This is a genomic window from Pseudomonas putida group bacterium ESBL64 (assembly GCF_045277175.1).
GTDB lineage: Bacteria > Pseudomonadota > Gammaproteobacteria > Pseudomonadales > Pseudomonadaceae > Aquipseudomonas > Aquipseudomonas alloputida.
The window spans coordinates 5,098,221-5,125,114 of record NZ_CP145799.1 but is presented as its reverse complement, the minus strand read 5'-3'; the positions used below and the strand labels follow the sequence as shown (position 1 = coordinate 5,125,114).

The following is a 26,894-nucleotide window of genomic DNA, read 5'->3' as shown; positions in this document are numbered from 1 at the left end:
GGCCTGGCGGCGTGATTCAATACATTTCGTCATTTTGCGAAAAATTCAGTCAAGCGCCCGGCAATGCGTTCCAGCGGGCGGATTTCCACGGCGGCATCAATAGCCGCAGCAGCCTTGGGCATGCCGTACACCGCGCTGCTGGCCTGGTCCTGGGCAATGGTCAGAAAGCCCTGCTGACGCATCAGCTTCAGGCCCTGGGCACCGTCGCGGCCCATGCCGGTGAGCAGCACGCCCACTGCATCACCATTCCAGTAACGTGCCACGCTCTCGAAGAAAACGTCGATCGAGGGCCGGTAGATTTCATTCACAGGTTCGGCAGTGTAGGCCAGTTGGCCATTCTGTAGCAGGCGAATGTGGTGGTTGGTACCGGCCAGGAGTACCTGCCCTGGCTGCGGCGGTTCGCCTTCACGGGCCAGGCGCACCGGCAGGCCTGCTGCGCTGCTGAGCCATTCGGCCATGCCTGCGGCAAACACCTGGTCCACATGCTGGACCAGCACGATGGCCGCCGGAAACGCTGCCGGCAAGCCCTTGAGCAATACTTCGAGTGCTGCCGGGCCACCTGCCGAAGACCCGATTGCCACCAACCCGCGGCGCTGGGAAGCCTCGCGCAGCGGCGCAGCCACCGCCCTTGCAGCAGGTGCTCGCTGCTGGCCGACCAGCCAGCCAATATTGAGGATCTTGCGCAGCAAGGGCGCCGCAGCTTCGCGGGCATCGCCAGCGCCCAGCGCAGGCGTGTCGACCACATCGAGAGCGCCATGGCCCATGGCTTCGAATACCCGGTGTACGTTCTGTTTACGGTCGACCGTGACGATGACAATGGCGCACGGGGTTTCGGCCATGATCCGCCGGGTTGCCTCGACACCGTCCATTACCGGCATGATCAGGTCCATGAGGATCAGGTCCGGTAACTGCTCGGTGCACCGCTGCACCGCCTCGGCACCGTTGCTGGCCACCCACACGACCTGGTGTGCGGGCTCCAGGGCGACCGCCCGGCGCAACGCTTCGACGGCCAGGGGCATGTCATTGACGATGGCGATCTTCATCCCTGAGCACCTCCGATCAGCTCCACCACAGCATCCAGCAACGCATCGTCGTGGAAACTGGCCTTTGCCAAATAGTAGTCGGCGCCAGCGTCCAGCCCGCGCCGTCGGTCTTCCTCACGGTCTTTATAGGACACCACCATCACCGGCAACGACTGCAGGCGCTGGTCGCGACGCACCAGGGTAACCAGCTCGATACCGTCCATGCGCGGCATGTCGATGTCGGTGATCAGCAGGTCGAAGTCCTCACTGCGCAGGGCGTTCCAGCCGTCCATGCCATCCACCGCCACCGCCACGTCGTAGCCACGGTTGCCCAGCAGCTTGCGCTGCAGTTCGCGCACGGTCAGCGAGTCGTCGACCACCAGGATGCGTTTGCGGACTGCGCCACGGGCTCCGCTGCTGCCGCGCTCGATGCGCTCCAGGCTGCCGGTGCTGAGCAGTTTTTCCACCGAGCGTAGCAAGTCTTCGACATCGACAATCAGGACCACCGAGCCATCATCGAGCAAGGCGCCGGAGGAAATGTCCTGCACCTTCCCCAGGCGTGGGTCGAGCGGCATCACGACCAGCACCCGCTCCCCCACCAACCGCTCCACGGCCACCCCGTACAGCTGCTCGCGCTCACGAATCACCACTACCCGCAAGCTGGCTTCGTCGCTTTGCCCCGCCGGGCGATTGAGCAACTGGCTGGCCGCCACCAGGCCAATATGCCGGCCTTCGTGCCAGAAGTGCTGGCGCCCTTCGATCTGCACGATCTGTTCGGCGGTCACTTCCAGCGTGCGTTCGATATGCGCCAGCGGGAAGGCGTAAGCCTCCCCGCCCACCTCGACCACCAGGCTGCGAACGACCGACAGGGTCAGCGGTACCTGAAGATGGAAGCGACAGCCCTGCCCTGCCACCTGGGTCAATTCGATCGAGCCGCGCAGCTCGCGGATCAAGTGCTGCACCGCATCCAGCCCCACACCGCGCCCGGACACTTCGGTAACCTTGTCACGCAGGCTGAAACCGGGCAGGAACAGGAACGTCAGCAGCTCCGCCTCACTCATCCGTGTCACCGTGTCAGCGGGCGACAGGGCGCGCTCGACGATGCTGCTGCGCAGGCGCTCCAGGTCGATGCCGGCGCCATCGTCGACCAGTTCCAGGCTGAGCATGCCCGCCTGGTGCGAAGCCCGCAGGCGGATCACCCCCTCGTCCGGCTTGCCCGCCAGCAGGCGCCGCTCGGGCAGCTCGATGCCGTGGTCGACGGCATTGCGCAACAGGTGGGTCAGCGGTGCTTCGAGCTTTTCCAGCACATCGCGGTCGACCTGGGTCTTCTCCCCTTCCACCACCAGCCGCACCGGCTTGCCCAGCGAACGGCCCAGGTCGCGGACCATGCGGCTTTGCCCGGTCAGCACGTCGGCAAACGGCCGCATCCGACAGGCCAGGGCGGTGTCATACAACAACTGCGCACGCTGACTGGCCTGCCAGCCGAACTCATCCAGGTCGGCTGCCTGCTGCTGCAGAATCTGCTGGGTCTCTGCCAGCAGGCGCTGGGTCTGTGCCAAGGCTTCGAGCACCTCACTGCCCTGCCCCGTGCCTTCCAGTTGCATGCGCAAGCCGTCAAGCGCCTGCATACCTTGGCCGTGCATGCGCTTGAGGCGCTGAAGGGTAGCCAGGTATGGCTTGAGCCGCTGGGTTTCCACCAGCGACTTGCTGGACAGGTCAAGCAGGCTATTAAGGCGGTCAGCTGTGACACGCAGTACCCGCTCAGCACCTTCGCCAGCGCGCTTGCCAGCCTTGCGCCGCAGGGCGGGTTCGGGCTCTGGTTCCCGCGGTCCGGCTGGCATTACCACAGGTGCAGGCGGCAGGGTTGCCAGCGGCGGCTCCGGCGGCACGGATGCAGCCAGCGGCACCACAGGCATGGCATCGGCGCCCGGGTCGAGCAGGCTGGCCATTTGCGCAAGAAACACCGGCAAGGTCGCCTGCGCACCGGCATCGCCGGGCGTGGCAATACGCATCAACAGGTCGGTCCCTTGCAACAGCGCGTCAATATGCTCGGCGGTCAGCCGCAGTCGGCCTTCCTGGGCCGCCACCAGGCAGTCTTCCATCACGTGGGCGACACTGACGCCAGCATCCACCCCGACAATGCGCGCTGCCCCCTTGAGCGAGTGGGCAGCGCGCATGCAGGCCTCGAGCTGGTCGGCCTGAGTAGGGTTGCGTTCCAGTGCCATCAGGCCGGCACTGAGCACTTGGGTCTGCGCCTCGGCCTCCAGGCTGAACAGTTCGAGCAACGATGCGTCGCGCATTTGCTCTGGGGTCATGACAGGCTCCGCTGCACGGCAGACAGTAAATGTTGATCGTCCAGAACCCGCACGCTGCGGCCGCGCCACTGCAGGACTGCGGCGGTGAAGCGAGTGGCGTCCCGGCCACTGCCCAGCAACTGCGGGTCGAGCCGGTGAATACCGTCGATTTCCTCGACAGCCATCACCACCGGCCCACCTTCGGCGGCCAGAATCAGCATACGGGGCATCGCCCGTGCGCTGCGTTGCTCGGTGGAGCCGGCCTGCACGCCCAGCAAATCAGCCAGTGACAGGCACGGCACCAACGCACCGCGCACATTGGCAACCCCGTGCAACAGCCGCGAGCGCTGGTGCGGTAATGAATGCACCGCCTGCAGCGGGGCGATTTCGGCCAGGCAGGCGGTAGCCAGCGCCAGCCACTCTTCGCCCAGACGGAACAGCAGCATGGAGCGACCGGTGTTTTCCGCGTCCGGCTGCACCGCCGCAGCCTGGTGCTCCTGCACCAGCGCATAGCGGTCGAGCAAACGCGTGGCGGCAGCGGCATACACCTCGCAATTGCGGCAATGGACATGCCGCTCCAGCAGTGGGCACTGCTTGTCCCCGCGCACGCCAATGCGGTTCCAGCAGTCGTCAATGTGCGCGTCATCCTCGGCGAGCAACTGCATCGCGGATTCACTGTTCATCGTTCAGACTCCCGGCCAGCCCGCGCCGCGCGCGCCTGAAGGCGCCGAGCGCCGGCCAGGTCACCCTGGGCCGCCAGCAAGGCGGCCAGGTGCACCAGCGCCTCGGGGTGCTGTGGTTCCAGGTACAGGGCCTTGCGATAGTGGCTCAGCGCCTGCTGCGCATCGCCTTCGGTATCACTGAGCAAACCCAGCCAGTAGTACACCTGTGCCGACGGCGGGTACTGGCTCAGGTAGCGTTGGCATTCGCTACGGGCCTGCTCGCTGGCACCGGCATTGGCCAGCCGGGCAATGTCGGCCAGCAATTCGCTGGCCCCCTCGTGCCTGTGCTCGCGGGCTGGCGCTGGCCTGGCCACCACGGGCAGCACACGCAGCGGACGCGGCAACGGCACACTGGGCTGCGGATAAACCGGTGCGGGCAACGTCGTGAACGCACGCTTGGCGGGTTGGGCGGGTGCCGCTGCCAAGGGGGCGCTGTCGCCGTCATGACGCACATACGCAAACGACTGGGCGATCCCCAATGGACGCATGCCCATGCGTGCCAACAAGCTGCCTTCGGCCGGGCCGATGAACAGCACACCCTGCGGATGCAGCAAGCGCTTGAGCACTTCGAACACACGCTGTTGGGTCGGTACGTCGAAATAGATCAACAGATTGCGACAGAACACGAAGTCATACAGGCCGTCGCGGCTGGCCAGCGCCGGGTCAAGTACATTGCCCACCCGCAGGCTGACTTGCTGGCGTACCCGCTCATGCAGGCGGTGGCCTTCGTCCAGAGCATCGAAGTAGCGCTCGCGAAAACCCAGTTCGCTACCCCGGAACGCATTGCGCCCATACACCGCCTGCACGGCCTTGGCTACTGAACTTGGGCTGATGTCCATTCCATCGACAAGGAATGCCCCAGGCGCCATGCCGGCGTCAAACAAGGCCATGGCCAGCGAATAGGGTTCCTCGCCAGTAGAACACGGCAGGCTGAGTAATCGCAGCGGGCGCGCGCCAGCCAGTTTAGCCAGGCGTTTATGGGCCAGGCTGGCCAGCGCAGTGAAGGATTCGGGGTAACGGAAAAACCAGGTTTCCGGGACAATCACCGCTTCGATCAGCGCCTGTTGCTCATCTGCCGACTGCTGCAGGCGCAGCCAGTAATCGTCCAGGTCCATCGCGCCCGCAGCCACGCAACGTTGGCGCAGCGCGCGTTCGACCATGGGCGCGCCCACCGACTCCACGTCCAGGCCAATACGCTCGCGCAAGAAGCGGAAGAAACGCTGTTCGTTCATGTTGGCATCCCTGTCGGGTCTTGCGTGTACAGCAATGCGTGCACGGTGTCGGGCAGCAGGTCATTGACTTCGATGCGCTGCAGCAGCCCCTGGGCATCCTGGCGCACCGGGCCCAGATAAGGCGCTTCACCGGTGTCCACCCCATAGGGCTGGAACTCGTCCGGTTGGCAACGCAGGGTTTCGGTGGCCTGCTCCAGGATCAGGCCAAGCTGCAGGCCGCCTCGGTAGTGCACCAGTACCAGGCGGGTGCTGGTGCGTTGCACCGCCGGCTGGCCAAAGCTCAAGGCGGCAAGGTCGATGACCGGAACCAACTGGCCACGATGGGCGAGGATGCCCGCGACCCAGGCAGGTGCCTGGGCGATCGGCTTGAGCGGCTGACGCGGCAACACTTCGATCACCTCGTGCACGCTCAGGGCAAAACGCTGCGTTCTGATGCGAAACTGCAGGTACAACGCCCCCTCGGTGTTCGCCGCCCGCGCGGTGCGCAGTTGCAAGTCGTTCATCGCGGTCAGACTTTGAAGCGCGACACGCCGCCACGCAGGCCCGCGGCCACCTGGCTCAGCTCATCGATGGCATAGCTGGCCTGGCGCAGCGACTCGACAGTCTGGGTGCTGGCATCGCTGAGCTGGGCCAGTGCCTGGTTGATCTGCTCGGCACCGGTGGCCTGGGCCTGCATGCCTTCGTTGACCATCAATACGCGCGGCGCCAAGGCCTGCACCTGGTGAATGATCTGGCTGAGTTGCTCGCCCACCTGTTGCACCTCGAACATGCCGCGGCGCACTTCTTCGGAGAACTTGTCCATCCCCATGACACCGGCCGACACTGCTGACTGGATCTCGCGCACCATTTGCTCGATGTCGTAGGTGGCCACGGCGGTCTGGTCGGCCAGGCGGCGCACTTCGGTCGCGACCACGGCAAAGCCGCGGCCATATTCACCGGCCTTTTCCGCTTCGATGGCGGCGTTGAGCGACAGCAGATTGGTCTGGTCGGCAACCTTGACGATGGTTACCACCATCTGGGTGATGTTGCTGGCTTTCTCGTTGAGGATACCGAGCTTGGCATTGACCAGGTCGGCAGCGCCCATCACCTGGTGCATGGTCTCTTCCATGCGTGCCAGGCCCTGTTGCCCGGAGCCTGCCAGACTGGATGCCTGGTCAGCAGCCGTCGTCACCTCGGTCATGGTGCGCACCAGGTCCCGCGAAGTCGCGGCGATTTCCCGCGAGGTGGCGCCAATTTCGGTGGTGGTGGCGGCCGTCTCGGTGGCGGTGGCCTGCTGTTGCTTGGACGTGGCGGCAATTTCGGTGACCGAAGTGGTCACCTGCACCGACGAGCGTTGGGCCTGGGCCACCAGGTTGGCCAGTGCCTCGGCCATTTCGTTGAAGCCGCTTTCGATGGCACCGAATTCGTCCTTGCGATCCAGGCTCAGGCGCATGCTCAGGTCACCGGAACGCAGCTTGTCGAGGGCATGCACGATACGCTGCATGGGCGCTGTGATAGCGCGCAGCAGCAACAGGCCGCAGATGCCGGCAGCGACGATTGCCAGCAGCAGTGAGACCACCATGCTGCCCTTGGCCGTGTTGACTGCGTTGACGATATCGTTGGTGGCGGCATCGGCAGAGGCCCGATTATTCTCGATCACTTCATTCAGGTGCTCGCGCCCATCCTTCCAGGCCGGAGTGAGGACCTCGGTGATCAGCCGCTGGGCCTCGTCGTAGTTGCGCTGACCGTACGCATCCAGCACCTGGTTGACGATTTTGAGGTAGCTTTCTTCCAGTTGCACGAAGCTGTCGAAGCGGACCTGGTCGTCTTTGTCCTGGATGGTGGCCTGGTAGCTGGCCATGTATTGCTTCAGCCGGTTATCGAAGCTTCTGAACAGTTCCAGGTCGGCCGAAGTGATTTCACGATGGTTGGACAGGCCCACCAGTTGCTGGCTGGTGACGTAGCTGTCGACCCAGGCGCTGCGAATCATCGAGCTGTAGTAGACGCCAGGAATGCTGTCGGTCCCCACTGCCTCTTCGGCGGTTTCGATAGCCACCAACCGCGAGTAGGCGGCCACAATCATCAGCAGCATGATGGCGATGATCACGGCGAAACTTGCCAGGATCCGTTGGCGCAAGGTCCAGTTCTTCACATTCAGCCCTCAGGAATTCACAACGAGCGGGAAAAATCGCCGAAGTATAGCCCAGAGGTCTTACGGTTTATCGGGCGAAATGCGCGGATTGGGTAAAAGCTGGCAAGGCTTGCCGTGACATTTTCCGCGCTCGGTTCGACAAGCGCAGAAAATGTCCTGATAAGCGCTGCTACTGCGCAACCGCATCCCTCACCTGAGCCTCCAGCGCCTGGCGCAAGCCCGGGTCCAGCCGCAGCTGACGTGCCAGCTCGTCCAGGTAGGCACGCTCCATGAAGTTTTCCTGATCGACCATCATCACGCTGGCCAGGTACATCTCGGCAGCCATCTCCGGTGTTTGCGCAGCACGGGCCACTTCGGCAGGGTCCAGCGGTTTGTTCAGCTCGGCATGCAGCCAGTGCTGCAATTCGCGGTCGCTGTCCAGGCGCGTGAATTCGCCCTCGATCAACGCCCGCTCGCGCTCGTCGATATGCCCATCGGACTTGGCCGCCGCCACCAGGGCGCGCAGTACCGCCTGGCTGTGCTGCTCGGCCTGGGCCGGCGGCAGGCGGTCGAGGGTTTGAGGCTCGGCTGCGGCCCCCCGCTGGTTTGCCTGCCAGTTGCCGTAAGCTTTATAGGCCAGCACCCCCAGCGCGGCGAGGCCGCCGTATGTCAGGGCTTTGCCACCGTACTTGCGGGCCTTCTTGCTACCCAGCAACAGGCCCAGAGCGCCCCCACCCAGCAGGCCGCCCCCTGCTCCGGACAACAACCCGCCCAACCCGCCTGAAGGGTTGCCAGGCTTGGTGGCGCCCCCCTGCTTCTCGAGCAGTTGCTGGCCGGATTTGAGGAGTTGATCAAGCAAGCCCCGGGTATTCATTCGCGTGTCTCCACGTAAGAAGATTCAAACGCCAGAGTAAGGCTTGGCCGAGCACACGCCATGCAGGGATTTGCTTCAGGATGTTGCGTTAGCTGGCAAAAAGCCAACTAGACTCGATATCGCCAATACCTCGCACTCACGCACTACGCTTATAACAATTGCTTCACTGCTTGCCTCATGACTGCCCGAACAAGATCGCCAAGAAGAGGGAACACCATGTCAGTGCACAAGACCGCATTGCTCGGCGCCACCACCTGCGCCATGCTGGCCAGCGCCAGCCTGCAGGCCGCCGAAGCGCCCAAGGCCCTGGGGGCCGGCGAGGGGCGCCTGGACATCGTCGCCTGGCCCGGCTACATCGAACGCGGTGAAAGCGACAAGGCCTACGACTGGGTGACCGGTTTCGAAAAGGAAACCGGCTGCAAGGTCAGCGTGAAAACGGCCGCCACCTCGGACGAGATGGTCAGCCTGATGACCAAGGGCGGCTATGACCTGGTCACCGCCTCGGGCGATGCATCGCTGCGGCTGATTGCAGGCAAGCGCGTACAGCCGATCAACACCGCCTTGATCCCCAACTGGAAAACCATCGACCCGCGCCTGCAGAACGGTGGCTGGTATGTGGTCGACAAGCAGGTGTACGGCACGCCGTACCAGTGGGGGCCAAACGTGCTGCTGTACAACACCAACACCTTCAAGCAGGCACCCACCAGCTGGAGCGTGGTGTTCGAGCCGCAGAACCTGCCCGACGGCAAGCCGAACAAGGGCCGCGTGCAAGCCTACGACGGGCCGATCTACATCGCCGATGCAGCGCTGTACCTGAAGTCGGCCAGGCCCGAACTGGGCATCAAGGACCCGTACGAACTGAACGAGGCACAATACAAGGCCGTGCTGGATCTGCTGCGCCAGCAGCAACCGCTGATCCACCGCTATTGGCATGACGCCACGGTCCAGATGAGCGATGTGAAAAACGAAGGCGTGGTTGCCTCCAGCTCCTGGGGCTACATGGTCAATGGCCTCAAGGCCGAGAACCAGCCAGTGGCCTCGACCATCCCCAAAGAGGGCGCGACCGGCTGGGCCGACACCACCATGCTGCACGCCGAGGCCAAGCACCCCAATTGCGCCTACAAGTGGATGGACTGGTCGTTGCAACCTAAGGTGCAAGGCGATGTGGCGGCTTGGTTCGGCTCGTTGCCGGCTGTGCCGGCGGCGTGCACCGGCAGCGAGCTGTTGGGGGCCGAGGGCTGCAAGACCAACGGCTTCGACAACTTCGACAAGATTGCCTTCTGGAAAACACCGCAGGCCCAAGGCGGCAAGTTCGTGCCTTACAGCCGCTGGACCCAGGACTACATTGCGATCATGGGTGGTCGCTGAGGTTGTCTGAATGCCTGTACCGGCCTTTTCCCGGGCAAGCCCGCGCCCACAGGTTCTTCACCGCCTGCAAGGGTGGCGCTCCACCTGTAGGAGCGGGCTTGCCCGCGAAGAGGCCGGCACAGGAGACATATTCATACCTGGAGTCCACGCATGCCCCTAGCCGTCCAGTTCACCCAGGTTTCCCGCACCTTCGGCGAGGTCAAGGCCGTCGACCAGGTCAGCATCGACATCATCGATGGCGAGTTCTTTTCCATGCTCGGCCCTTCCGGCTCGGGCAAAACCACCTGCCTGCGCCTGATCGCAGGCTTCGAGCAACCCTCCAGCGGCTCGATCCGCATCCAAGGGGTCGAGGCCGCTGGCCTGCCGCCCTACCAACGTGACGTCAACACAGTGTTCCAGGACTATGCGCTGTTCCCGCACATGAACGTGCTGGACAACATCTCCTATGGCCTGAAGGTAAAAGGCGTGGGCAAGGCCGAACGCTACAGCCGCGCCGAAGAAGCCCTGGCCATGGTGGCCTTGGCCGGCTATGGCGCGCGTAAGCCGGCACAGCTGTCTGGCGGCCAGCGTCAGCGCGTGGCCCTGGCCCGGGCGTTGGTCAACCGCCCGCGGGTGCTGCTGCTCGATGAGCCACTGGGCGCGCTGGACCTGAAATTGCGCGAGCAGATGCAAGGCGAGCTGAAAAAGCTGCAACGCCAACTGGGCATCACCTTCATCTTCGTCACCCACGACCAGACCGAAGCACTGTCGATGTCCGACCGGGTCGCGGTGTTCAACCGCGGCCGTATCGAACAGGTCGACACCCCGCGCAACCTGTACATGAAGCCCAGCACAACCTTCGTCGCTGAGTTCGTCGGCACGTCCAACGTGGTGCGGGGCGAGCTGGCCATGCAGCTCAACGGCAGCCCTGCGCCCTTCTCCATCCGTCCCGAACACATTCGCCTGGGCGACCCGGTAGTGACCAGCCATGAGGTACAGGTCAGCGGCGTGCTGCGTGATGTCCAGTACCAAGGCAGCGCCACACGCTACGAACTGCAGCTGGAAAACGGTCAACTGCTGGCAGTAAGCCAGGCCAATGACCGCTGGCAAAAGCAGGTGCAGGCCTGGCAGCCCGGGCAACGCCTGCAGGCGCACTGGCCCCGCGAGGCCATGACGGTGCTGCAGGAAACCGAGGGCCGCTGACATGAGCACACTGCGCGCCCTGTCCAACCTGCTGTACCGGCGCCCCAACCTGTACCTGGCACTGCTGTTGATCCCGCCGCTGACCTGGTTCGGCGCGATTTACCTGGGTTCGCTGCTGAACCTGCTGTGGCAGGGCTTCTATACCTTCGACGACTTCACCATGGCGGTGACCCCGGACCTGACCCTGGGCAACTTCGCCGCACTGTTCAACCCGTCGAACTTCGACATCATCCTGCGCACCCTGGGCATGGCGGTGGCGGTGTCGCTGGCCAGCGCGGTACTGGCCTTCCCCATCGCCTATTACATGGCGCGTTACACCAGCGGCAAGACCAAGGCGTTTTTCTACATCGCGGTGATGATGCCGATGTGGGCCAGCTACATCGTCAAGACCTATGCCTGGACCCTGCTATTGGCCAAGGGCGGTGTGGCCCAATGGTTCGTCCAGCAGTTGCACCTGGACGGCCTGCTGCAGGCGGTGCTGGCCGTGCCGGGCGTGGGCGGCAGCACGCTGTCGACTTCGCACCTGGGGCGCTTCCTGGTGTTCGTGTACATCTGGCTGCCATTCATGATCCTGCCGATCCAGGCCTCGCTGGAGCGCTTGCCACCGTCGCTGCTGCAGGCTTCGGCCGACCTGGGCGCACGGCCGGGGCAAACCTTCGTGCAGGTGATCCTGCCGCTGTCGATCCCCGGCATCGCCGCCGGCTCGATCTTCACCTTCTCGCTCACCCTGGGCGACTTCATCGTGCCGCAGCTGGTCGGGCCGCCCGGCTACTTCATCGGCAGCATGGTCTATGCCCAGCAAGGGGCGATCGGCAACATGCCGATGGCCGCCGCGTTCACCTTGGTGCCCATTGTGCTGATCGCGGTATACCTGGCCATCGTCAAGCGTCTGGGGGCCTTCGATGCACTCTGAAAAAGCGTCTGCAGGGCTGCGCCTGGCGGCCTGGGGCGGGTTGCTGTTCCTGCACTTCCCGATCCTGATCATCTTCCTGTACGCCTTCAACACCGAAGACGCGGCGTTCAGCTTTCCACCCAAGGGCTTTACCCTGAAGTGGATCGACGTGGCCTTTGCCCGGCCCGATGTGCTCGAGGCAATCAAGCTGTCACTGCAGGTGGCTTGCCTGGCCACTTTGATCGCACTGGTGCTCGGTACGCTGGCCTCGGCGGCGCTCTATCGGCGCAGCTTCTTCGGCAAGGAGAGCATTTCGCTGGTGCTGATCCTGCCCATTGCCCTGCCAGGCATCATCACCGGCATCGCCCTGCTCTCGGCGTTCAAGACGCTTGGGATAGAGCCCGGGGTGTTCACCATCGTAGTCGGCCACGCCACGTTCTGCGTGGTGATCGTCTACAACAACGTGATCGCCCGCCTGCGGCGTACCTCGCAAAGCCTGATCGAAGCCTCGATGGACCTTGGTGCCGACGGTTGGCAGACCTTCCGCTACATCGTCCTGCCCAACCTCGGCTCGGCGCTGCTGGCGGGCGGCATGCTGGCCTTTGCCTTGTCGTTCGATGAAATCATCGTCACCACGTTCACCGCCGGCCATGAGCGCACCCTGCCAATCTGGCTGCTCAACCAGCTCAGCCGCCCACGCGACGTGCCCGTGACCAACGTTGTCGCCATGCTGGTGATGCTGGTGACCATGCTGCCGATTCTTGGCGCCTATTACCTGACCCGTGGCGGAGACAGCGTCGCGGGCGGTGGAAAATGACCCTGGAGGAGTCCCCGATGCAAACGCAGATGCTGATCAATGGCCAGCTGATCGCTGGCCAAGGCCCGGCCTGGACCGTGCTCAACCCGGCGCTGGGCACTGCCCTGGCGCAGATCAACGAAGCCACCGAGGCACAGGTAGACAGCGCCGTGCGCGCTGCCGACCAAGCCTTCGACAGCTGGTCGCAAACCAGTCCTAAAGAACGTTCGCAGGCCTTGCTGGCGCTGGCCGACGCCATCGAAGCCCATGGCGATGAACTGGCCCGGCTGGAATCGCAGAACTGCGGCAAGCCCCTGAGCGCTGCACTGAATGACGAGATCCCGGCGATTGCCGACGTGTTCCGTTACTTTGCCGGTGCTGCGCGCTGCCTGGGCGGCTCGGCGGCAGGCGAGTACCTGCCGGGCCACACCTCGATGATCCGCCGCGACCCGTTGGGCGTGGTGGCGTCCATCGCGCCGTGGAACTACCCGCTGATGATGCTGGCCTGGAAGATCGCCCCGGCCCTGGCTGCCGGCAACACCGTGGTGATAAAGCCATCCGAACTGACGCCACTGACGGCCCTGCGCCTGGGCGAGCTGGCCCAGGACTTGCTACCGCCGGGGGTGCTGAACATTCTCTTCGGCCGCGGCCAGACGGTCGGCAACCCGTTGATAACCCATCCCAAGGTGCGCATGGTGTCGCTGACCGGCTCGATCCCCACCGGCGCGCACATCATCAGTGCCACCGCCGACAGCGTGAAACGCATGCACATGGAATTGGGCGGCAAAGCGCCGGTGCTGGTGTTCGATGACGCAGACATCGATGCCGCCATCGACGGCATCCGCACCTTCGGCTTCTACAACGCTGGCCAGGACTGCACCGCAGCCTGCCGCCTGTATGTGCAGGACGGGATCTACGAGCGCTTCGTCGAGCGCCTGGGTGCAGCAGTAGCGAGCCTGAAACCTGGCCTGCAAGAGGCCGAGGACACCGAGCTGGGGCCATTGATCAGTGCCCAGCACCGCGACAAGGTGGCCGGGCTGGTGCAGCGGGCCATCGCCCAGCCACACATTCGCCTGGTGACGGGTGGCAAGGTGATTGATGGCGAGGGTTTCTACTTCGAGCCGACCGTGCTGGCCGACGCCCTGCAGGACGACGAGATCGTGCGCAACGAAGTGTTCGGCCCGGTGGTTTCGGTCACCCGCTTCACAGACGAAGCGCAGGCGCTGGAATGGGCCAACGACTCCAACTACGGCCTGGCCTCATCGGTATGGACCCGCGACACCGGCCGCGCCCACCGCCTGGCGGCGCGCTTGCAGTACGGCTGCACCTGGGTGAACACCCACTTCATGCTGGTCAGCGAAATGCCCCATGGCGGGCAGAAGCATTCGGGGTATGGCAAGGACATGTCGATGTATGGGCTGGAGGACTACACCTGTGTGCGGCATGTGATGATCAAGCATTGAGGGGGCCGGTGGTGTAGGGCTATAGGGGTTTAGCGCCTGTGAGATCGAGCATCGTACGTGCAGCTCGCGATGCGCCGCGCTGGCGGCGCTCGATTTTCGCCACACAACACGACTACCGCCATGCACGGCTAACGTCGACGCCCAGCACCCCTAACTCGCAAGACCACTCCTACAGATAGGGCTCCGCCCATCCTACATACCAACAATCAGCTGGTATCATATTCTGATACCATGAATAATCATCAAAGATCGACCTTTGAAGCCATTTTCAAAAAGCCGGTTCCAAAGTCGCTGGAGTGGCCGCGTTTGGAGTCATTTCTGATATCGATAGGCGCCAAGGCGATCGAAGGCCGTGGATCGCGGGTGCGCTTCGAGCTTAATGAGACCATTGCCACGTACCATCGACCGCATCCCGACAAGGATGCCAAATCCTATCAGGTGCGGAGCGCGCGCCAGTTCCTGGAACAGGCAGGAGTAACACCATGAATGTAATGACCTACCGCGGCTATGCCGCACGCATTGATTACAGCGATGAAGACCAGTTACTGATCGGTCATGTTGCCGGCATCCGTGACGTGATCGGCTTTCACGGTGAATCAATCAGTGAGCTCCGTCGAGCATTCGAAGAAGCTGTCGATGACTACATCGAGACTTGCGAAAAACTCGGAAGGAAACCTCAGAAAGCTTACTCGGGAAAGCTGAGCCTGCGTCTTGAACCTGCTCTTCACGCCAGCGTGGCTGCTAAAGCCGAACTGGCGGAAAAGAGCATTAACCAATGGGTAAGTGACATCCTCAGCCAGGCCGCATTCAGCTGAATGCAGTAGCTTAATCCCGCAAGTCCGACTCATGTATCGGATTGGCGCGGCTGGTCGCCCTTTGGTACTGCGCCGGCCAAGTGGCCTTGTTGCCACCCAGATCATCATCGGCATGCAGCGGCCAGTAAGGATCGCGCAGCAGCTCCCGAGCCAGGAAGATCAAGTCGGCCTGCCCGGTACGCAGAATGTGCTCGGCCTGGGCAGGTTCAGTGATCATGCCGACGGTGCCGGTGGCGATCTCTGCTTCCTTGCGCACGCGCTCTGCAAAGCGCGTCTGATAGCCAGGGCCTGTAGGAATTTCGGCGTTGACCGAGGTACCACCGGAGGACACATCGATCAGGTCGACACCCAGCCCCCGCAGGCGACGAGCCAGTTCGACGGTTTCATCCGGGTTCCAGCCGTCCTCGACCCAGTCAGTCGCCGATACCCGCACGAACAGCGGCAATTCGGCCGGCCAGACCTTGCGCACGGCCTCCACCACCTGCAGGGTCAGGCGGATTCGATTCTCGAAGCAACTGCCGTATTCGTCACGGCGCTGGTTGCTCAGCGGTGAGAGAAACTGGTGCAGCAGATAACCATGGGCGGCGTGGATCTCGACCACCTTGAAGCCGGCCTTGAGCGCCCGCTCGGTCGAGGCGACGAAGGCGTCGATCACATCCTGGATTTCGTCCTTGCTCAACTCGCGTGGCGGTGTGTGCTGCGGGTCGAAGGCGATTTTCGACGGCCCCACGGGCTGCCAGCCGCCGTCTTCGAGCTTCACGCTGCCCTGCTTGCCCAGCCATGGCCGATAGGTACTGGCCTTGCGCCCGGCGTGGGCCAACTGGATACCCGGCACGGCGCCTTGCGCAGTAATGAAACGGGTGATGCGCTGCAACGGGACGATCTGGTCGTCGTTCCACAAGCCTAGGTCTTCGGCGGTGATGCGACCATCGGCAGTCACCGCAACGGCTTCGCTGATGACCAGGCCAGCGCCACCCACGGCGCGGCAGCCCAAGTGAACGAGATGCCAATCGTTGGCCAGGCCATCGATGGCGGAATACTGGCACATCGGCGAGACCGCGATGCGGTTGGGCAGCGTCAGCTGACGCAGGGTGTAAGGCTCAAGCAGCAGGCTCATGAGGGCACCTCCCAAGGACTCCAATGGTGATCCGGCCCGGACACTCAAGTGCACATCCCTGGCCCGGTGCCGGTCATTAATGAGACTAGACCAGATTGGTGGGGGGGAAGGTTCTGTGGGATGGCGAGGGGTTCGCCGAAAGGTTTGCAGCGCCTGTGAGATCGAGCGCCGCCCGCGCGGCGCATCGCGGATAAATCCGCTCCTACATCTGTTTCGGGCCAATCACTCCTGTGCCGCCAACAGGGACCGCCTTGATGCATGGCTGAAGACCGATGAAAAGCAGTGGTGCCCACCTCGATATCGAAGGGAACAAACAAGGCGAACAGCGGTGGCCTCACAGGAGTGACTGGCCCGAAACAAACTGTAGGAGCGGATTTATCCGCGATGCGCCGCGCGGGCGGCGCTCGACTTCCGCAACCCTGCAAGAATCAAGGCAGGCACTTAATGGCCTTAGTACGGCCCCGGGATTTCTGAATGGTCCGACGCATGTATCAGACGTTTCCTACACATATGAGCTGGCGATGCCTAGCTGAGGAAAATATCCTACAGACCCTGTCGACTCGCGTCTGATTGTTCCTGGAAACACCGCCCTTTAGGCTTTTCGTGTCGCTGAAAGCATCAGCGATGCGGGTGTGGAAACCCGGTCAATCTTCAAGTGCCTGTCGTAATGGCAGCTGTACACGGGAGGCCGTATGGCCTACCGGGGTTCCTTGAAGACCGGTTTTCCACCCCGTGTACAGTTGCCGCCCTTCGTGTGGAAACGGCGGTGGCAACTCCTTAAATCTTCAAGGAATTGCTATGAAAAAGATCCTCCCCGACCCACCCCATCATTTCGACCTTCCCTCCGACAAGACCCTCACCAACGCCGTCAGCGATGGCATCGTGCCCATCGATCATGTGGTGAAGATCACCCATTACCTGATGCTCGCCTATAACCATTGCCACCGAACCCTCGATGCCATCGAAGATGACCGCACCCGGGAATCGCTGGTGAATGGGCTGCGTGCCATGCAGATTGCCTGGGGTCAGGCGGATGCGCTGTCACTCGCCTTGGAGCGGAGTACCAGCCTTCATTGAGGTTAGATTTGCTGGCCTCTTCGCGGGTGAACCCGCTCCCACAGGGTCATCACAGGCTCCAAGGCTTACGCCTGACCTGTGGGAGCGGGTTCATCGAGGCGTCGAACCGCCGCGAAGAGGCCAGAACAGGCAATCAGGAAATTTCAGGAGAGGAATCGATGACCACAGACGACACCCAATTCACTGTCGGCAAAACCACCTTCTTCCAAGGCGAACACCAGACCCATCCCCTGTTCCGCATCGAGCCAGGCATTCCCTGCCGGGATGCCCGCGAGCAGGCATCGGAGTTGATGGGCTATGTAAGAGAGCTGACCATCATCGGTCTGATGGATGAAAAACCGATGATGATCTGGGCATCCCATTACCTGAGTGCCATGGCCAAGGCACTGATGGATGATGCCGAGCTGGGCATGACGCATAAACCGTTGGGTGACTGAAACTTCCTTCATTCCGCGGTCTGACTGTAATCAGCAAAAGTCGACCGCCCTTTAAGCGCTAGGGTAGTACCACCCACGACAACCCTTTCCACCCGGCCTACCGGGCATCTTAGAAAAATCCTACAGCCTATTACTTAAAGTTCTACGTTCTCTTGGGAAATTCTTCTCAAGCAACATCTCCCTCCTCCTATCGCTGGTCTGCCTCTCAAATACTATTGTCCATCACGTCACGGCGACCAATGAAGCCAATCACGCAGTTCGCACAAACCCGACCTCCACGCTCGCGAGTTGAGTCAATGACGGATATCCCCTTTACAGAAAAACCGAAAGTATTAGATAAGTTCATTACTGAACACGAGCAAAATTTACTCACAAATTCATTTTCGGGTGCAATATGGAGATATGGCTGGCCCATTAATACAATTCCCCTCGCACGTCCTTGCTGGCACATCTTCATAGCCGGTAGCAAACGTACCTCACTGGAGTGCTGCGAGCATGAACTGGCCAGCGACAGCCATTGGGGCTTTCTACTTGATATTTGGAGGCGCACGCAGCTTGCTCACATGCGTGACTGTTTGCTGCTGGGTGTTTACGCAAACGGCCAGACTTTCGGCCAAGACAGTCCTATTCATAGAGATAACAAATCAATTGAACCTGGAAAAACCGCAGTCCTCTTCTGCAATGCCCAGTGGGAAACCACATGGGGCGGCGAACTGATTCTATTCGATCAGCAGAAGAATGACACCATCGCTGCCATACAACCAAAGCCGGGACGCATAGCGATTTTCGACGGACACATACCGCACAGAGCCAGAGCGCCCACCGTTGACTGCGACAAATTGCGAATCACTATCGCTTTCAAGACCATGAATAAGGATATTAAACAATGAGCACACGCGCCGAACTGATAGTAGCAGTAATAGATAAAACGGCAAAACCCATCAATCAAACTGGGGGAGCAGCAGCAATCCACGACCAATTCAACACAGATAAAACCGGATTTTCACTAGTCATCCAAACAGCACAGACAACTACGGCGATAGCCTCAGTAGTCTCCGTCACTCACCTCCCGATAGGTGCTGTACCCTTCATTAACATTGTTACCAATACCCTTTCTGGCACCGTGACCTTCCTGAAAGTCGCGGCAGACCTCAAAGAGGGCGCGGAAATTAAGAGCGGAGATGTCATAAGTTTGGCAAGCAACGTCGCAGGCATCGTGGCCTCGTTCGCCATTCTGGCCGGAGCACCTTTAATTGCTGGAGGGGCCACAGTCGTGGGCGTAACCGCCACACTCTATAGCATCTTCAATTCTGACCTGGCTAAAGCAGCTTACGACAAGATGGCTCCACTCTTTACCAGCCTGCTGAGTCAAGGTGACCTTACTGGTTTTACCGCGCCACGGATTGCGCCTGACTTCACACTCGCTTCACCTGACCAGATACTTTCCACCCACCAGGGAATGATCACAACCGTTAACTGGAACCCTGACTCTTCAGAAATATCCCTAGGCACCGAACCACTAAGTTTTCCAGATAGCAGCCAGGCTCACACCGCCCCAACAGGGAGCGAGACTTTCAATTCAACGCAACCGCCTCCCCTTAGCGGAAACTCCAGCAGCAACTCAGTAGCGGTGACATCTACCCCTGACACACCTGCCCCTGACGCAACACTGACTATAAGCATAGAAAGTATAGATGGTATAAAGTCACCCGACCAAGCACCATCAATTACCGTACCTATTGACGACAACCAGGACAATCAAGATAACTACATATGCTGTAGCAGTGCGCAGCAGGATCAGTACTTCTAGCCAACCTGTAAAACCCTCCACGCCGTAACGAGCCGATATGAATATCTGGCAGCAATCGCTAAAACTCATACGTGAACTCCCGCCTCACAAACAAGCCAAAGCGCTATTAATAGGCGGACTTATAAATCTCACCCTAGGCACCAGCTTCACATTCATGTGGCGCGAACACAAAAACACCAATGAAGAGTTATGGTCGCGAGTTCCAGCCTTTCTCACCTCCAAGCCTGAAACCTGGGATAGCGACAAATCTCTTTATACGTTCAGCATCAAGTTTAAAACTTCAAATGGAAAGCACCACAACGCTCATCTTTATGCAGAAAAAATATACTATGACGCAGCGAGCCTGGACCTAAATACGCCACTCTTTGTTGACATAGCAACCTCTAAAAGCGCTGCAACGGCTCAGCGCTTAATCGCTCCTAATGGAATGTTTCTTTATGATTCTGCAATGGCGGCACATGTCATCAATGTAAGAAACCGGGAGACCACACTAGCAGTTATCATTTTCTCATTTAGCGGCATCAGCATCTTGATTGCGGCAGCGGCGATCTACTACCGCCCCAGAAAGGAGTGCAACTGAACCTGAGCAGCACCTGGGAGATCGAGCGCCGCGCGGGCGGCGCTCGATTTGTGCCCCAGCGCAAGATCCAAGGCAGGCACCTGACGCTAAACTCAGCGCGGCTCCATATGCGCAATCATCAACTGCACACTCTCATTACCGCGAAACTCGTTCACATCCAGCTTGTACGCCAACTCCACCCAGCGCACCGTCGGGTTTGGCCACACTTCGCGGTCAATGCCGAAGGCAATGCCATCCAGCCGCACCGAGCCACATTCGCTCTTGAGCACCACTTTCAGGTGCCGTTCGCCAACCACACGCTGCTCCACCAACTGGAACACGCCATGGAACAGCGGCTCAGGGAAGTGCTGGCCCCATGGGCCGGCATGGCGCAGGGCCTTGGCCAGGTCGAGGTGGAACTCCTCTACCGCCAGGCTGCCGTCGGACAACAGCCGGCCGGTCAGGTCTTCTTCACGCAGTTGACGCCGCACTTCTTCGTCGAAGGCCTCGGCGAATGCCGGGAAGTTGCCTTCTGGCAACGACAAACCGGCAGCCATGGCGTGGCCGCCGAACTTGCTGATCAGCTGCGGGTGGCGCGCGGCCACGGCATCCAGCGCATCGCGAATATGGAACCCCGGCACCGAGCGCGCCGAACCTTTGAGCATGCCGTCGCCAGCATCAGCGAACGCAATGGTCGGCCGGTGGTAACGTTCCTTCAGACGCGAAGCCAGAATACCGATCACCCCTTGGTGCCAATCGGCATCGAACAGGCACAAGCCGTAGGGCATGGACTCGACCGGCAGGTCCTTGAGCTGGGCCAGGGCCTCGCGCTGCATGCCCTGCTCGATGGACTTGCGGTCCTGGTTCAGGTCGTCCAGCTGCTGGGCCATGTCCTGGGCCAGCGCCGCGTCTTCGCACAGCAGGCATTCGATACCCAGGCTCATGTCGTCCAGCCGCCCTGCGGCGTTCAACCGCGGGCCGAGGATGAAACCGAGGTCGGTCGAGGTGATGCGCCGGTGATCACGGCGGGCCACTTCGAGAATGGCCTTCAGCCCCGGTCGGGCTCGGCCGGCACGGATGCGCTCGAGGCCTTGGTGCACCAGGATGCGGTTATTGGCATCCAGCGGTACCACGTCAGCAACACTGCCCAGCGCCACCAGATCGAGCAGTTCGCCAATGTTCGGCTGTGGCTGCGCCTCGTACCGCCCAAGGCTGCGCAAGCGAGCGCGCAGGGCCATCAACACATAGAAGATCACCCCTACCCCGGCCAGGGACTTGCTCGGAAAGCTGCAGCCCGGCTGGTTGGGGTTGATGATGGCATCGGCATCGGGCAACTGCTCGCCCGGCAGGTGGTGGTCGGTGACCAGCACCTTGAGCCCGGCGGCCTTGGCGGCCGCCACCCCGTCGACACTGGAAATGCCGTTGTCCACGGTAATCAGCAACTGCGGCTGGCGCTGCAGCGCCACCTCGACGATTTCCGGGGTCAGGCCGTAGCCGTACTCGAAGCGGTTGGGCACCAGGTAATCGACATGGGCCGCACCCAGCAGGCGCAGGCCCAGCACCCCGACGGTGCTGGCGGTGGCACCGTCGGCATCGAAGTCGCCGACGATGAGGATGCGCTGGCGCTGGTCGATGGCTTCGACCAGCAGGTCCACACCGGCCTCAATGCCCTTGAGCTGCTGGTACGGCAGCAGGCGTGCCAGGCTTTTGTCCAGCTCGGCCTCGCTCTGCACGCCGCGCGCGGCGTAAAGGCGGGTCAGCAAGGGTGGCAAGTTACCCAGAAATGGCAGGGTCGGCGGCAGCGGACGAGGTTCGATACGCATGGGTTGCTTCAACCACGCTCACCGAGCAGCCACTGCAGTTGTACTTCATGCTGGCCACGGTCGTCAGTCACGAATACCGTACCTTCACTGATCATCACGTCCCACTTGATGCTACGCGGCATGTCGGTCGCCAGGGTTTCCAGCACCTCTTGCGGCACAGCGGCAATGCTCAGGTTTTTCAGGTTCTTGACCGCGCTCACCACTTTGCCTTCCCACACTCGCAGGCTGCCGTAAGCCAGCAAGCTGGTGCGTTCGGTACGACGCGAGCACCAGGTCAGACGATCGGCATCAGGCTGGCCAACTTCAATCCAGTGCAGCACGCGATCGTCCAGGCTCTTTTCCCACAGCGCTGGCTCATCGACATCCGACAGGCCGCGGCCAAACGACAAGTTCTCGTTGTACCAGAGCGCGTACGCCAACAAACGAACTGCCATGCGCTCTTCGGTTTCCGAAGGGTGCCGAGCGATCGTCTGTTTGACGCTTTCGTAGACGTTGCGATCAAGGTCGGTGAGATTCAATTCGAACTTGTAGGTGGTGGACGGCTGGGCCATGGTCGACGGGCTTCGTGCAAAAGAAAGTGGCACAGTCTACCCCATCCGCACCTTCCATGCCCCGCAGCAGTACCCGGCGTAACCGACGTGTGATAAAACCACGGCTCTGCCCAACTGCCACGGACACCCCATGTCGACGCCCAGCAAACCCCTCGCCGGCCTTAAAGTTGTCGAACTCGGTACCCTGATCGCCGGGCCGTTCGCCTCGCGTATCTGTGCCGAATTCGGCGCCGAAGTGGTCAAGGTCGAATCGCCCGATGGCGGCGACCCGCTGCGCAAGTGGCGCAAGCTGTACGAGGGCACCTCGCTGTGGTGGTTCGTGCAGGCCCGCAACAAGCAGTCGCTCACCCTCAACCTCAAGCACCCCGAGGGCCGCGATATCCTCAAGCGCCTGCTGGCCGAGGCCGACATCCTGATCGAAAACTTTCGCCCGGGCGTGCTGGAAAAACTTGGTTTGGGGTGGGATGTGCTGCATGCGCTGAACCCGCGCCTGGTGATGGTGCGCCTGTCGGGCTTTGGCCAGACCGGGCCGATGAAAGACCAGCCAGGTTTCGGTGCCGTAGGCGAGTCAATGGGCGGCCTGCGCTACATCACGGGTTTCGATGACCGCCCGCCGGTGCGAACCGGGATTTCCATCGGGGACTCGATTGCCGCCCTGTGGGGGGTGATCGGCGCGCTGATGGCGCTGCGCCACCGGGAAGTCAATGGCGGCCAGGGCCAGGTGGTGGACGTGGCCCTGTACGAGGCGATCTTTGCCATGATGGAGAGCATGGTCCCGGAATTCGATGTGTTCGGCTTCATCCGCGAACGCACCGGCAACATCATGCCAGGCATCACGCCCTCCTCCATCCACACAAGCGCCGACGGCAAGCATGTGCAGATCGGCGCCAACGGTGATGCGATCTTCAAGCGCTTCATGCAGGCCATCGGTCGCGATGACCTTGCCGACGACCCGACCCTGGCCAGCAACGACGGCCGCGACCTGCGTCGTGACGAGCTGTATGGGGTAATCGACCGCTGGGCCAACAGCCTCCCACTGGAGCAACTGATGCAGGTGCTGACCACTGCCGAAGTGCCGGCCAGCCGTATCTATTCGGCCGAAGACATGTTCAACGACCCCCAGTACCTGGCACGCGAGATGTTCCTGCAGGCCAAGTTGCCGGATGGCAAGCCATTCCACATGCCCGGCATCGTGCCCAAGCTGTCGGAGACTCCCGGCTCTAGCGAATGGGTCGGCCCGGCCTTGGGCGAGCATACCGAGGCGCTGCTCGGCAGCCTGGGCTACGACGCAGCGGCCATCGCCAGCCTGCGCGCAGCGGGCACGGTCTGATCCTGGCGCTGACCGGTTCCATGTGCGCGCCCCGCTGCCTACGCCACCTGGTCCTGCTCTGCGGGCTGCTACCTGCGTTGCTGTTGCAGCCCGCACATGCCAAGGAGCACCTCTTCTGGCTGGTACGCGACCTGCCACCGTTCACCATTTTTGATGGCCCGGAAGAAGGCCGGGGGGTCATCGACCAGTTGTTACCGCTGCTGATAAGGCAGATGCCCGAGTACGAACACAGCATCGTGCGGGTCAACCGCGCCCGCAGCCTGCAGATGCTGCAAGACCGTGACACCTTCACCTGCGACCCAACCCTGCTGTGGACACCGGAACGGGCCAAATATGTGCATTTTTCTGTTCCATCGCTGGGCGTGCTCAGCGGCGGCCTGGTGTTGCGCAAGGAAAACCAGGCGCTGGTGGCACCCTACCTCGACGGCCAGCAGGTGGACCTGCATGGCCTGCTGAGCAAGGCCCCGCTAAAGCTTGGGATTGTCGCGGAACGCAGCTACGGCACGCAGATTGACAGCATCTTGCGCCAGTTACCCGACAGCGCGCTCAGCCGCCACTACGGCAACGAGGCCACCGCCAACCTGCTGCAGATGCAGCAGTTGGGGCGCCTGCGCCTGGTGCTCGGCTACTGGCCTGAAGTTCGCTACCTGATCCAACAACAAGGCGGGTCACTGGCTGACTACCAGTTTCATACTGTGCAGGGCGTGGATCGCTACCAGTTTCTGCATGTGGGCTGTTCAGACAGCGAATTGGGGCGTGCGGCAGTTGCCCACATCGACCAGTTGCTGCCCACCCTGCGCCGGGATGTGTTGCCAGGGTTGTATGCCCGCTGGCTGGACCTGGCATTGCGGGAGGACTATCTGGAGGAAAGCCGGCGTTTCTTTGAGGACAAATAAGCCCAACCGGTCTGCACCGTCGTTGCAGGAGCAGCCGAGGGATACGTGCCTGCCCAGAAAAAGAAACCCCAGGCGCTGGGGAAGACGCCCGGGGCCAAGCGAAAGCCCTTGAGGACTTCCCGTGGCAGCCTTGCCAGCGCCGGAGCAAAGCACTGGCTGGCTGCCCCTACACTGTCTGATAGGCCACTCAGGCAAAGGTTCCCTGCGGTTGTTGGCGATGCTGCAATGCCGCAATCACACAAGGCTGCAACCGCCCCTCAGCTATCTGCAGGTCTCGGTGCAAGCCGTCCACGAGGTCGATCAGCAGGCGTTGCTCCTGCAATTGGCGCTCGCTGACCGTGCGCCGCAAGGTAATACCTGAGAGAGGGTCGTGAACGGTCAGTTGGCGATTACCACTGGGATCGGCGATGCCGAGGTGGGTCTGATAGGGCGTCAGGGCTTCGTTGAGCAGGCTGCAGATTCTTTCCATCCGGATCACTCGCTGCGTGGTGGGACCTAAAGTAACTGACCAGCAGGCGCCGCAGAAAGTTCGTCAAACCGCGCCCGCTTCAGTGAGCATGCGGGGCTGGCATGACAGTTTGAATACGCCTCCCTGGGCGCACCTGCAGTGTTTGCAAGGCATGCTGCAGGCGTGGCATCGACAGCGGCCAGGGCAACTCGTCGAGCACCCACATGCCACATTTTCTGGCCTCCTGGGCAAGGTTTTGACGCGTTGGGGCAGGCTGGCCGACGAACAGCAATGCGCGCACTCGTCGCTGCTGGGCGAGCAAAGCAAGGCCGGCCCGGGCAGGCATGGCGTGGTCAAGGATCAGCAAGTCAGGGCGACGCTCAGCGCAGAGGCAGGCGTCGAGGTCAGCGACGCTTTCGCTGATGCGCACGTTGAAGACGCCTTGGCCATTGAGGGCCTGGTGCAAGAGGATCTGGTGGGATGGGCGAGCCTGGTGAATCAACACATAGGGCTGGTGCATGAGCCGCTCCTGATGGGAGGACCGGCTAATTTATGCTTGGCGCCCGGCAGGCTGAATAGGATGTTTCTGATAGACAGGAGGGAAAGGGCTGAGACGTTGGGGCTGCGCTGCAGCCCCAAACGCCATGCAATTACAGCGGCTTGCCGCGGTTGCCGTGCTGGCTGACAAAGCCCTGTACAGCCTTCAGGTCATTGGCCAGGACCGTGCAACGCTCTTCACGGCTGAACAGGTCGCTGAGGTGCGCGGGTAGCTCCAGCGCCTTGCCCACACCGGCCTTCTCCACCGCGTCCGGGAACTTGACCGGGTGCGCGGTACCCAGCACCACCATTGGCGTGTCCAGGCTGCGGCGGCACTCGCGGGCAGCCTTGACGCCGATTGCGGTATGCGGGTCGAGCACTTCACCGGTGGCGGCGAACACTTCTGCGATGGTCTCGCAGGTTTGCTCGTCGCTGACAGCCAGCGAGTCGAACAGTTTGCGGGCTTCGGTCCAGCGGTCTTGCTCGACGCTGAAGCCGCCACCTTGCTTGAAGTTGGCCATCAGCTCGGCAATCGCACCACCGTTGCGGCCATGCAGGTCGAACAGCAGGCGCTCGAAGTTGGACGAGACCATGATGTCCATCGACGGCGACAGGGTCGCGTGCAGGGTTTCCTTGACGTACTGGTTGCCGCTCATGAAGCGGTGCAGGATGTCGTTACGGTTGGTGGCGACGATCAATTGGCTGACCGGCAGGCCCATGTTGCGCGCCAGGTAGCCGGCGAAGATGTCGCCGAAGTTGCCGGTCGGTACCGAGAACGCCACCGAGCGCGCCGGGCCACCCAGCTGCAAGGCTGCATGGAAGTAGTAGACGATCTGGGCCATGATCCGCGCCCAGTTGATCGAGTTGACGGCGACCAGGCGGGTGCCCTTGAGGAACGACTGGTCGGCGAAACTGGCCTTGACCATTTCCTGGCAGTCATCGAAGTTGCCTTCGATGGCGATGTTGTGGATGTTGTCGCCAAAGATGGTAGTCATCTGACGGCGCTGCACTTCCGACACACGCTGGTGCGGGTGCAGGATGAAGATGTCGACGTTGTCGCAACGGCGGCAGCCTTCGATCGCGGCAGAACCGGTATCACCGCTGGTGGCACCGATGATGACCACGCGCTCGTTGCGCTTGGCCAGCACATGGTCAAGCAGGCGGCCGAGCAACTGCAGGGCAAAGTCCTTGAACGCCAGGGTCGGGCCGTGGAACAGCTCCAGCACCCACTCGTTGCTGTTCAGCTGACGCAACGGGGCGACCGCAGCGTGGGCGAACTCGCCGTAAGTTTCTTCGAGGATCTTCTTGAAGTCGGCGTCGGCGATGCTGCCTTCGACGAACGGGCGCATCACGCGGAAGGCCAGCTCGTGGTAGGGCAAGCCGGCCCACGAGGCGATTTCTTCCTGGGTGAAGCGTGGCAGGTTTTCCGGCACGTAGAGGCCGCCGTCGCTGGCCAGGCCAGCCAGCAGCACGTCTTCGAAATTCAGGGCCGGTGCCTGGCCGCGGGTACTGATATAGCGCATGGGTGCAAACCTTCGA

At 61.9% G+C, this 26,894-nt stretch carries 27 protein-coding genes; 14 read left to right on the top strand and 13 right to left on the bottom strand.

Going from position 1 to position 26,894, the window contains the following annotated elements:
• Window positions 1-29: 29 nt before the first annotated feature.
• The 7 genes from wspF to V6093_RS23225 all read right to left on the bottom strand — a co-directional run bounded on the left by wspF (window position 30) and on the right by V6093_RS23225 (window position 8,254).
• Window positions 30-1,043: a Wsp signal transduction system protein-glutamate methylesterase WspF gene (wspF, locus tag V6093_RS23255; protein ID WP_108078108.1), complete on the bottom strand. Its 1,014-nt coding sequence runs from the start codon at window positions 1,041-1,043 to the stop codon at window positions 30-32.
• Window positions 1,040-3,337 carry a hybrid sensor histidine kinase/response regulator gene (locus tag V6093_RS23250; protein ID WP_047604482.1) on the bottom strand — a complete coding sequence of 766 codons (2,298 nt, stop codon included), beginning with the start codon at window positions 3,335-3,337 and terminating at the stop codon, window positions 1,040-1,042. The genes wspF and V6093_RS23250 overlap by 4 nt, the downstream gene beginning before the upstream one ends.
• Window positions 3,334-3,999, bottom strand: a complete 666-nt coding sequence (locus tag V6093_RS23245; protein WP_003252198.1) for a chemotaxis protein CheW — start codon at window positions 3,997-3,999, stop codon at window positions 3,334-3,336. Before V6093_RS23245 ends, V6093_RS23250 begins: the two co-directional genes overlap by 4 nt.
• Entirely contained in the window at window positions 3,996-5,270 is a 1,275-nt protein-coding gene (locus V6093_RS23240; RefSeq protein ID WP_012053574.1) for a protein-glutamate O-methyltransferase CheR, read from the bottom strand. The genes V6093_RS23245 and V6093_RS23240 overlap by 4 nt, the downstream gene beginning before the upstream one ends.
• Entirely contained in the window at window positions 5,267-5,773 is a 507-nt protein-coding gene (locus tag V6093_RS23235) for a chemotaxis protein CheW (protein WP_014754308.1), read from the bottom strand. Before V6093_RS23235 ends, V6093_RS23240 begins: the two co-directional genes overlap by 4 nt.
• 5 nt (window positions 5,774-5,778) lie before the next feature.
• Window positions 5,779-7,401, bottom strand: coding sequence for a methyl-accepting chemotaxis protein (locus V6093_RS23230; RefSeq protein WP_017147930.1), 1,623 nt, complete (start codon window positions 7,399-7,401; stop codon window positions 5,779-5,781).
• Window positions 7,402-7,570: 169 nt separating this feature from the next.
• Window positions 7,571-8,254, bottom strand: a complete 684-nt coding sequence (locus V6093_RS23225) for a tellurite resistance TerB family protein (protein WP_014860536.1) — start codon at window positions 8,252-8,254, stop codon at window positions 7,571-7,573.
• A gap of 216 nt (window positions 8,255-8,470) precedes the next feature.
• On the opposite strand from V6093_RS23225, the gene ydcS reads away from it, so the two are divergent.
• The 7 genes from ydcS (at window position 8,471) to V6093_RS23190 (ending at window position 14,770) form a co-directional block, all read left to right on the top strand.
• Entirely contained in the window at window positions 8,471-9,622 is a 1,152-nt protein-coding gene (ydcS, locus tag V6093_RS23220) for a putative ABC transporter substrate-binding protein YdcS (RefSeq protein ID WP_108078180.1), read from the top strand.
• Between the two features lie 150 nt (window positions 9,623-9,772).
• On the top strand, window positions 9,773-10,804 hold the full coding sequence (locus tag V6093_RS23215) for an ABC transporter ATP-binding protein (RefSeq protein WP_265979927.1): 1,032 nt from the start codon (window positions 9,773-9,775) through the stop codon (window positions 10,802-10,804).
• 1 nt (window position 10,805) lies between these two features.
• Window positions 10,806-11,717, top strand: coding sequence for an ABC transporter permease (locus V6093_RS23210; protein ID WP_003252181.1), 912 nt, complete (start codon window positions 10,806-10,808; stop codon window positions 11,715-11,717).
• Window positions 11,707-12,513, top strand: coding sequence for an ABC transporter permease (locus V6093_RS23205; RefSeq protein ID WP_003252179.1), 807 nt, complete (start codon window positions 11,707-11,709; stop codon window positions 12,511-12,513). Before V6093_RS23210 ends, V6093_RS23205 begins: the two co-directional genes overlap by 11 nt.
• 17 nt (window positions 12,514-12,530) lie before the next feature.
• Window positions 12,531-13,955, top strand: coding sequence for a gamma-aminobutyraldehyde dehydrogenase (locus tag V6093_RS23200; RefSeq protein WP_047604480.1), 1,425 nt, complete (start codon window positions 12,531-12,533; stop codon window positions 13,953-13,955).
• Between the two features lie 231 nt (window positions 13,956-14,186).
• Window positions 14,187-14,441 carry a type II toxin-antitoxin system HicA family toxin gene (locus V6093_RS23195; RefSeq protein ID WP_080756768.1) on the top strand — a complete coding sequence of 85 codons (255 nt, stop codon included), beginning with the start codon at window positions 14,187-14,189 and terminating at the stop codon, window positions 14,439-14,441.
• On the top strand, window positions 14,438-14,770 hold the full coding sequence (locus V6093_RS23190) for a type II toxin-antitoxin system HicB family antitoxin (protein ID WP_047604479.1): 333 nt from the start codon (window positions 14,438-14,440) through the stop codon (window positions 14,768-14,770). The genes V6093_RS23195 and V6093_RS23190 overlap by 4 nt, the downstream gene beginning before the upstream one ends.
• Before the next feature lie 10 nt (window positions 14,771-14,780).
• On the opposite strand, the gene V6093_RS23185 is transcribed toward V6093_RS23190, so the two are convergent.
• Window positions 14,781-15,887, bottom strand: a complete 1,107-nt coding sequence (locus tag V6093_RS23185; protein ID WP_047604478.1) for an NADH:flavin oxidoreductase/NADH oxidase — start codon at window positions 15,885-15,887, stop codon at window positions 14,781-14,783.
• Between the two features lie 798 nt (window positions 15,888-16,685).
• On the opposite strand from V6093_RS23185, the gene V6093_RS23180 reads away from it, so the two are divergent.
• The 5 genes from V6093_RS23180 to V6093_RS23160 all read left to right on the top strand — a co-directional run bounded on the left by V6093_RS23180 (window position 16,686) and on the right by V6093_RS23160 (window position 19,791).
• Window positions 16,686-16,964 (top strand): hypothetical protein, encoded by a 279-nt coding sequence (locus tag V6093_RS23180; RefSeq protein WP_047604477.1) that lies wholly within the window; start codon window positions 16,686-16,688, stop codon window positions 16,962-16,964.
• A gap of 158 nt (window positions 16,965-17,122) precedes the next feature.
• A complete protein-coding gene (locus V6093_RS23175; protein WP_047604476.1) occupies window positions 17,123-17,401 on the top strand; it encodes a DUF3077 domain-containing protein in 279 nt (92 codons plus the stop codon).
• A 296-nt stretch (window positions 17,402-17,697) separates the two neighbouring features.
• Entirely contained in the window at window positions 17,698-18,291 is a 594-nt protein-coding gene (locus V6093_RS23170) for a 2OG-Fe(II) oxygenase (protein WP_172402836.1), read from the top strand.
• Window positions 18,288-19,211 (top strand): hypothetical protein, encoded by a 924-nt coding sequence (locus V6093_RS23165; protein ID WP_047604475.1) that lies wholly within the window; start codon window positions 18,288-18,290, stop codon window positions 19,209-19,211. The genes V6093_RS23170 and V6093_RS23165 overlap by 4 nt, the downstream gene beginning before the upstream one ends.
• Window positions 19,212-19,248: 37 nt before the next feature.
• The gene (locus tag V6093_RS23160) at window positions 19,249-19,791 is read left to right on the top strand and encodes a hypothetical protein (protein ID WP_143999660.1); all 543 of its coding nucleotides are present in this window, start codon (window positions 19,249-19,251) and stop codon (window positions 19,789-19,791) included.
• A gap of 92 nt (window positions 19,792-19,883) precedes the next feature.
• On the opposite strand, the gene recJ is transcribed toward V6093_RS23160, so the two are convergent.
• Window positions 19,884-21,593 carry a single-stranded-DNA-specific exonuclease RecJ gene (gene recJ, locus V6093_RS23155; protein WP_004575452.1) on the bottom strand — a complete coding sequence of 570 codons (1,710 nt, stop codon included), beginning with the start codon at window positions 21,591-21,593 and terminating at the stop codon, window positions 19,884-19,886.
• A gap of 8 nt (window positions 21,594-21,601) precedes the next feature.
• Complete coding sequence (locus V6093_RS23150) at window positions 21,602-22,144, bottom strand: YaeQ family protein (RefSeq protein WP_003252169.1); 543 nt, start codon at window positions 22,142-22,144, stop codon at window positions 21,602-21,604.
• Between the two features lie 130 nt (window positions 22,145-22,274).
• Between V6093_RS23150 and V6093_RS23145 the strand changes: the two genes are divergently transcribed.
• Entirely contained in the window at window positions 22,275-23,474 is a 1,200-nt protein-coding gene (locus V6093_RS23145; protein ID WP_003252168.1) for a CaiB/BaiF CoA-transferase family protein, read from the top strand.
• A gap of 20 nt (window positions 23,475-23,494) precedes the next feature.
• Window positions 23,495-24,370 carry a TIGR02285 family protein gene (locus V6093_RS23140; protein WP_047604472.1) on the top strand — a complete coding sequence of 292 codons (876 nt, stop codon included), beginning with the start codon at window positions 23,495-23,497 and terminating at the stop codon, window positions 24,368-24,370.
• Between the two features lie 187 nt (window positions 24,371-24,557).
• Here the strand turns inward: V6093_RS23140 and V6093_RS23135 are convergent, their stop codons facing one another.
• The 3 genes from V6093_RS23135 to thrC form a co-directional block, all read right to left on the bottom strand.
• The gene (locus V6093_RS23135; RefSeq protein ID WP_003252163.1) at window positions 24,558-24,839 is read right to left on the bottom strand and encodes a DUF3509 domain-containing protein; all 282 of its coding nucleotides are present in this window, start codon (window positions 24,837-24,839) and stop codon (window positions 24,558-24,560) included.
• 79 nt (window positions 24,840-24,918) lie between these two features.
• Window positions 24,919-25,338: a response regulator gene (locus tag V6093_RS23130; RefSeq protein WP_014860527.1), complete on the bottom strand. Its 420-nt coding sequence runs from the start codon at window positions 25,336-25,338 to the stop codon at window positions 24,919-24,921.
• Window positions 25,339-25,468: 130 nt separating this feature from the next.
• Window positions 25,469-26,878 (bottom strand): threonine synthase, encoded by a 1,410-nt coding sequence (thrC, locus tag V6093_RS23125; RefSeq protein ID WP_003252159.1) that lies wholly within the window; start codon window positions 26,876-26,878, stop codon window positions 25,469-25,471.
• Between the last annotated feature and the right edge of the window lie 16 nt (window positions 26,879-26,894).

Excerpts from the sequence above, each read along its gene's own strand:
- V6093_RS23170 (WP_172402836.1), top strand. The coding sequence starts at position 17,698 with ATGACGGATATCCCCTTTACAGAAAAACCGAAAGTATTAGATAAGTTC.
- V6093_RS23150 (WP_003252169.1), bottom strand. The coding sequence starts at position 22,144 with ATGGCCCAGCCGTCCACCACCTACAAGTTCGAATTGAATCTCACCGAC.
- V6093_RS23200 (WP_047604480.1), top strand. The coding sequence starts at position 12,531 with ATGCAAACGCAGATGCTGATCAATGGCCAGCTGATCGCTGGCCAAGGC.
- V6093_RS23190 (WP_047604479.1), top strand. The coding sequence starts at position 14,438 with ATGAATGTAATGACCTACCGCGGCTATGCCGCACGCATTGATTACAGC.
- V6093_RS23175 (WP_047604476.1), top strand. The coding sequence starts at position 17,123 with ATGACCACAGACGACACCCAATTCACTGTCGGCAAAACCACCTTCTTC.
- V6093_RS23195 (WP_080756768.1), top strand. The coding sequence starts at position 14,187 with ATGAATAATCATCAAAGATCGACCTTTGAAGCCATTTTCAAAAAGCCG.
- V6093_RS23240 (WP_012053574.1), bottom strand. The coding sequence starts at position 5,270 with ATGAACGAACAGCGTTTCTTCCGCTTCTTGCGCGAGCGTATTGGCCTG.
- V6093_RS23140 (WP_047604472.1), top strand. The coding sequence starts at position 23,495 with ATGTGCGCGCCCCGCTGCCTACGCCACCTGGTCCTGCTCTGCGGGCTG.
- V6093_RS23130 (WP_014860527.1), bottom strand. The coding sequence starts at position 25,338 with ATGCACCAGCCCTATGTGTTGATTCACCAGGCTCGCCCATCCCACCAG.
- V6093_RS23250 (WP_047604482.1), bottom strand. The coding sequence starts at position 3,337 with ATGACCCCAGAGCAAATGCGCGACGCATCGTTGCTCGAACTGTTCAGC.
- recJ (WP_004575452.1), bottom strand. The coding sequence starts at position 21,593 with ATGCGTATCGAACCTCGTCCGCTGCCGCCGACCCTGCCATTTCTGGGT.
- V6093_RS23225 (WP_014860536.1), bottom strand. The coding sequence starts at position 8,254 with ATGAATACCCGGGGCTTGCTTGATCAACTCCTCAAATCCGGCCAGCAA.
- V6093_RS23205 (WP_003252179.1), top strand. The coding sequence starts at position 11,707 with ATGCACTCTGAAAAAGCGTCTGCAGGGCTGCGCCTGGCGGCCTGGGGC.
- V6093_RS23235 (WP_014754308.1), bottom strand. The coding sequence starts at position 5,773 with ATGAACGACTTGCAACTGCGCACCGCGCGGGCGGCGAACACCGAGGGG.
- V6093_RS23210 (WP_003252181.1), top strand. The coding sequence starts at position 10,806 with ATGAGCACACTGCGCGCCCTGTCCAACCTGCTGTACCGGCGCCCCAAC.
- V6093_RS23185 (WP_047604478.1), bottom strand. The coding sequence starts at position 15,887 with ATGAGCCTGCTGCTTGAGCCTTACACCCTGCGTCAGCTGACGCTGCCC.
- V6093_RS23145 (WP_003252168.1), top strand. The coding sequence starts at position 22,275 with ATGTCGACGCCCAGCAAACCCCTCGCCGGCCTTAAAGTTGTCGAACTC.
- V6093_RS23215 (WP_265979927.1), top strand. The coding sequence starts at position 9,773 with ATGCCCCTAGCCGTCCAGTTCACCCAGGTTTCCCGCACCTTCGGCGAG.
- ydcS (WP_108078180.1), top strand. The coding sequence starts at position 8,471 with ATGTCAGTGCACAAGACCGCATTGCTCGGCGCCACCACCTGCGCCATG.
- V6093_RS23160 (WP_143999660.1), top strand. The coding sequence starts at position 19,249 with ATGAATATCTGGCAGCAATCGCTAAAACTCATACGTGAACTCCCGCCT.
- V6093_RS23180 (WP_047604477.1), top strand. The coding sequence starts at position 16,686 with ATGAAAAAGATCCTCCCCGACCCACCCCATCATTTCGACCTTCCCTCC.
- V6093_RS23135 (WP_003252163.1), bottom strand. The coding sequence starts at position 24,839 with ATGGAAAGAATCTGCAGCCTGCTCAACGAAGCCCTGACGCCCTATCAG.
- wspF (WP_108078108.1), bottom strand. The coding sequence starts at position 1,043 with ATGAAGATCGCCATCGTCAATGACATGCCCCTGGCCGTCGAAGCGTTG.
- V6093_RS23165 (WP_047604475.1), top strand. The coding sequence starts at position 18,288 with ATGAGCACACGCGCCGAACTGATAGTAGCAGTAATAGATAAAACGGCA.
- thrC (WP_003252159.1), bottom strand. The coding sequence starts at position 26,878 with ATGCGCTATATCAGTACCCGCGGCCAGGCACCGGCCCTGAATTTCGAA.
- V6093_RS23245 (WP_003252198.1), bottom strand. The coding sequence starts at position 3,999 with ATGAACAGTGAATCCGCGATGCAGTTGCTCGCCGAGGATGACGCGCAC.